General features: G+C 64.0%; 3 protein-coding genes and 1 pseudogene. 3 read left to right on the forward strand and 1 reads right to left on the reverse strand.

The genetic code is table 11. The features are described 5' to 3' along the window. From HX846_RS31820 to HX846_RS31830, 3 genes and pseudogenes are all read left to right on the forward strand, one after another. Window positions 1–325: pseudogene (locus HX846_RS31820) on the forward strand (molecular chaperone); the annotation flags it as partial. A 41-nt stretch (window positions 326–366) separates the two neighbouring features. Then, window positions 367–2,760 carry a fimbria/pilus outer membrane usher protein gene (locus tag HX846_RS31825; protein WP_177009824.1) on the forward strand — a complete coding sequence of 798 codons (2,394 nt, stop codon included), beginning with the start codon at window positions 367–369 and terminating at the stop codon, window positions 2,758–2,760. A 43-nt stretch (window positions 2,761–2,803) separates the two neighbouring features. Beyond that, window positions 2,804–3,766, forward strand: coding sequence for a spore coat U domain-containing protein (locus HX846_RS31830; protein ID WP_178966928.1), 963 nt, complete (start codon window positions 2,804–2,806; stop codon window positions 3,764–3,766). Here the strand turns inward: HX846_RS31830 and HX846_RS31835 are convergent. After that, on the reverse strand, window positions 3,763–4,125 hold a 363-nt coding region (locus HX846_RS31835; RefSeq protein WP_372242034.1), incomplete at its 5' end, for an anti-sigma factor. The genes HX846_RS31830 and HX846_RS31835 overlap by 4 nt on opposite strands.

Consider the following 4,125-nt stretch of genomic DNA (forward strand, 5'->3'; position numbering starts at 1 on the left):
CGCAGGCCTGTGGAGCAAGGAAGACGCGACGCGCCAGCGCGACCCCAAGGGCGCGGGCAAGCCTGACCTGAGCTGGAAAAAAGTCACCGTCGGCGGGCGCAACTATGTGGAGATGCGCAACCAGGGCGCGGTGCACGCGCGGCTCACCGATGTGGCGTTCAAACAGGGCGGGCAGACCCGGCCGCTGGTAGACGGCCTGCTCGGCTATGTACTGCCGGGCGCAACCATGCGCTGGCCGGTGCCACAAGGTGTCGCGGGCGATCAGCCGCTGCAGGTGCGAGTCAATGGCGCAGCGCAACTGGAGAACCTTGCGCCGGGACGGTAACGCAATGGAATAGGGCATGGAGCAGCCCTTGGTCTTAACGGATGGAGATGTCCATTGATGGACACAATGCCTTGGTGAGCCATGGTTGGGCTCGTAGTCGATGGCGATCGGTGTGGGTGGTGGGCGGCCTGGCGGGCCTGGTGCTTGCGCCGCTTGGCGTGGCCGCGCCGTTGCCGCCGCCGCCCAGCAACATGGAGGCTGTTGCCGATGCACAGTTGTTCCTCGAACTGGTGGTCAACCAGATGGACACTGGCCGGGTGGTGGCCGTGGATCAGCGCGCCGGCGGCCTGTTTGTGCCGGCGGCCACCTTGCGGGACGTGGGCATGAAGCTGCCGGCCGAGATCACCACCGAGGTCGCGCTGGACCACCTGCCGGGCCTGCACACCGATTACGACAGCCAGGGCCAGCGCCTCATGTTGACGGTACCGCCGGCGTGGTTGCCGGCGCAGTTCATCGGCAGCCGCAACAACTACCCGCGCGCCCAGGCACTCACCAGTTTTGGTGCGTTGCTCAACTATGACGCTTACCTGAACGACACCGATGACGCCGGCACATACCTGGGCATTTTCAACGAAGTGCGGCTGTTCGATACCTGGGGCACCTTGTCCAATACCGGCCAATACCGCACCACCTTTGGCGGCCAGGCCAGCGGCAGCACTTTGAACAATGGCTACCGGCGCTATGACACCACCTGGCGCTTTTCCGACGATGAGCGCCTGCTGACCTACGAGGCGGGCGACGTGATCAGCAGCGCATTGCCGTGGAGCAGTTCGGTACGCCTGGGCGGGGTGCAAGTGTCGCGGGATTTCGGCGTACGCCCGGACCTGGTGACTTACCCCTTGCCACAATTTGCCGGGGAGGCGGCGGTGCCGTCGTCGGTGGACCTGTTCATCAATGGCTACAAATCCAGCAGCGCAGATCTGCAGCCGGGCCCGTACACCTTGACCAACGTGCCGTTTATCAACGGCGCCGGCGAAGCGGTGGTGGTCACCACCGATGCCCTGGGCCGGCAGGTGTCGACCACCGTGCCGTTCTACGTCACCAGTACGTTGTTGCAAAAAGGCCTGTCGGATTTTTCGGTGGCGGCCGGTAATTTGCGCCGCGACTACACCATTCGGGATTTTGGCTACGGGCCGGGCGTGGCCAGCGGCACGTTTCGTTACGGGGTGTCGGACTACTTCACCCTGGAAAGCCATGCCGAAGCCTCAGGCGACCTGACCCTGGGCGGGCTCGGCGGCAACGTGCGGCTGGGCAACTTCGGGGTGCTCAATACCGCCCTCAGCCAAAGCCAGTTTGATGGCGAGACCGGCCAGCAACTGAGCTTCGGTTATCAATACAGCAACCAGCGCTACAGCCTGTCATACCAGCGAGTAGAGCGCCGCGACCAGTACGCCGACCTGACCCTGGTCGACACGCCTTATGCGAGCCTCAGCAAGCGCAGCGAGCAGGTGACCCTGAGCCTGAACCTCAACGATTTCGGCAGCATCGGTGCCGGCTATTTCGATGTGCAGGCGGCCGATGACTCCCGCACCCGGCTGATGAACCTCACCTGGAGCAAACAGCTGTGGCGCAACACCAGTTTCTACCTGTCGGCCAACCGCGAGGTCGGTGACAGCAACTGGGCCATGCAGGCGCAGTTGGTCATCCCGTTCGACATCTATGGCAGCCTGGCCTTGAGCAACGAGCGCAGCCAGGCCGGCGAGAGTCGCCAGCGGGTCAACTACAGCCGGGCGGTGCCGTCCGAAGGCGGCGTGGGCTACAACCTGGGGTATGCCAGTGGCGACGGCCCCGCCTATCGCCAGGCCGACCTGACCTGGCGCATGCAGTCGGTGCAATTGCAGGCGGGCGTCTATGGCAGCAGCGACGCCGAGACCCGCTGGGCGGATGCCAGTGGCTCGCTGGTGTGGATGGACAATCAGGTGTTCACCGCCAACCAGGTCAATGACGCGTTTGTGGTGGTGAGCACCGACGGCTATTCCGGTGTGCCGGTGCTCTATGAAAACCAGTTGGTGGGGGAAACCGACCGCAATGGGCACTTGCTGGTGCCGTGGAGCAGCGCGTACTACCGCGGCAAGTATGAAATCGACCCGCTGAACCTGCCGGTCAACGTGCAGACCCCGAATGTCGAGCAGCGCGTGGCGGTGCGGCGCGGCAGCGGCTACTTGCTGGAGTTCCCGGTGCGCCGGGTGATCGCGGCCAGTATCACCCTGGTGGATGCCCGGCATCAGGACCTGCCCCTGGGCAGCCAGGTGCGTCATGAGCAAACCGGGGCGCGCGCGGTGGTGGGGTGGGATGGCCTGGTGTACCTGGAGAACCTGGCGGCCCACAACACCTTGCAAGTCACTGTGGGTGAGGGCCGTACCTGCCAGGCAACGTTCGACGTGGATATCAACGAGGAGCAGGTGCCGCTGATCGGGCCGCTGGTTTGCCAATGAGATAAGGAGTGTGGGTGTGTGGGTCAAGGGATGGGTGTCGGGAATGCTGGTGTTGGCGAGCCTTGGGGGCGTGCAGCAGGCGCAAGCCTTGTGTTCGGTGGGGGCGACCGTGCCAGCCAGCTTTGGCACGTCGGTGAGTTCGATGACCGTGCGCACTGCCGCCCAGACCAGTTCGACCACCTCCAGCGGCTTGAACTGTACCTCGGCCCTGATTTCGTTGCTGGCTTCCACCGACCACTTTTACGCCACCATCACCGGTTCCTCCCAGGGCGGCATGGTTGGGCCCACCGGTGATGTGATCAGCTACACGGTCTATGCCAACAACACCACCGGCTTTCCGATGACCCGGGGCACCGCGTTCGACTTTGGCGGGCCCGGCGGCATCGCGCAAACCGCCGGGCTGATTTCCGGGCCGGGCACGAAAACCTTGCCGCTTTACATGAGCACGACGATCGGCAGCAACGTGGCGGCCGGCACCTATAGCGAAACCCTGAGTATTTTCTGGAACTGGAACTATTGCTCGGGCATTGGTATCGGCGGGATTTGTCTGGGGCGGGATATCAACAGTGGCACCACGACGTTGACCGTCAGCATGACCGTGGCCAATGACTGCACGATCACCGCGCCCAACATCAGCTTCGGCAGCGCGCCGGTGATCAGTGGCTTTTCCAGCGTGAGCGGGCAAGCCACGATTGCCTGCACCAAGGGCAGTGCCTACACCGTGGGCATCAGCGACGGGCAGAACCCGGTGAGTGTGGGCGGGCAGCGGCGGATGATCTCGGGGAGCAATTTCCTCAATTACGACATCTTCAAAAGCGCCACCACCACTCGCTGGGGCAGCGTGACCACCGCCCGGCGCGCCAGCTCCACGGCTGAGGTGAACCCCGGGAATGGCCTGGGCACCGGCAGCCAGGTGTTCAACTACAACGCGGCGATCTATAGCAACCAGGCCACGCCGCCAGCCGGTACCTACGTCGATAACGTGGTACTGGATGTGGGTTTCTAGAACCGCATCGTCTGCTTGAGCATCTGTGTGGTCGACGGGTCTTGCGGGCTGACCATCGCATAGTTGTAGCCCGCGCCCGACCAGTATTCGGCCTGCAGCCCGTCGGCACTGCGGCTGCCACGGGGCAGGAATTTGTTTTCCGGGCCCGGCGGACGGATATAGAAACTGATGCGCCGCCCTTGGGGGTCTTCATACAGCACCATGGCCGCCGCGCCTTGTTCGGTGCTGAGCAGGCGCCCGCTGACCGCCTTGAACCCGGCCTGGCTCAGGTCCGGCAGGCGGTAGGCCTGGTTGAAATAACGGTCGAGCCAGCCTTGCATGTCGCCACCGCTTTGCACGTGGTAGTCGGCGGGCAGGAT

This window comes from Pseudomonas sp. K5002 (genome assembly GCF_013386655.1).
Lineage (GTDB): Bacteria > Pseudomonadota > Gammaproteobacteria > Pseudomonadales > Pseudomonadaceae > Aquipseudomonas.

Coding starts and splice junctions, on each gene's coding strand:
- HX846_RS31825 (WP_177009824.1), top strand. CDS start 367: ATGGAGATGTCCATTGATGGACACAATGCCTTGGTGAGCCATGGTTGG.
- HX846_RS31830 (WP_178966928.1), top strand. CDS start 2,804: ATGCTGGTGTTGGCGAGCCTTGGGGGCGTGCAGCAGGCGCAAGCCTTG.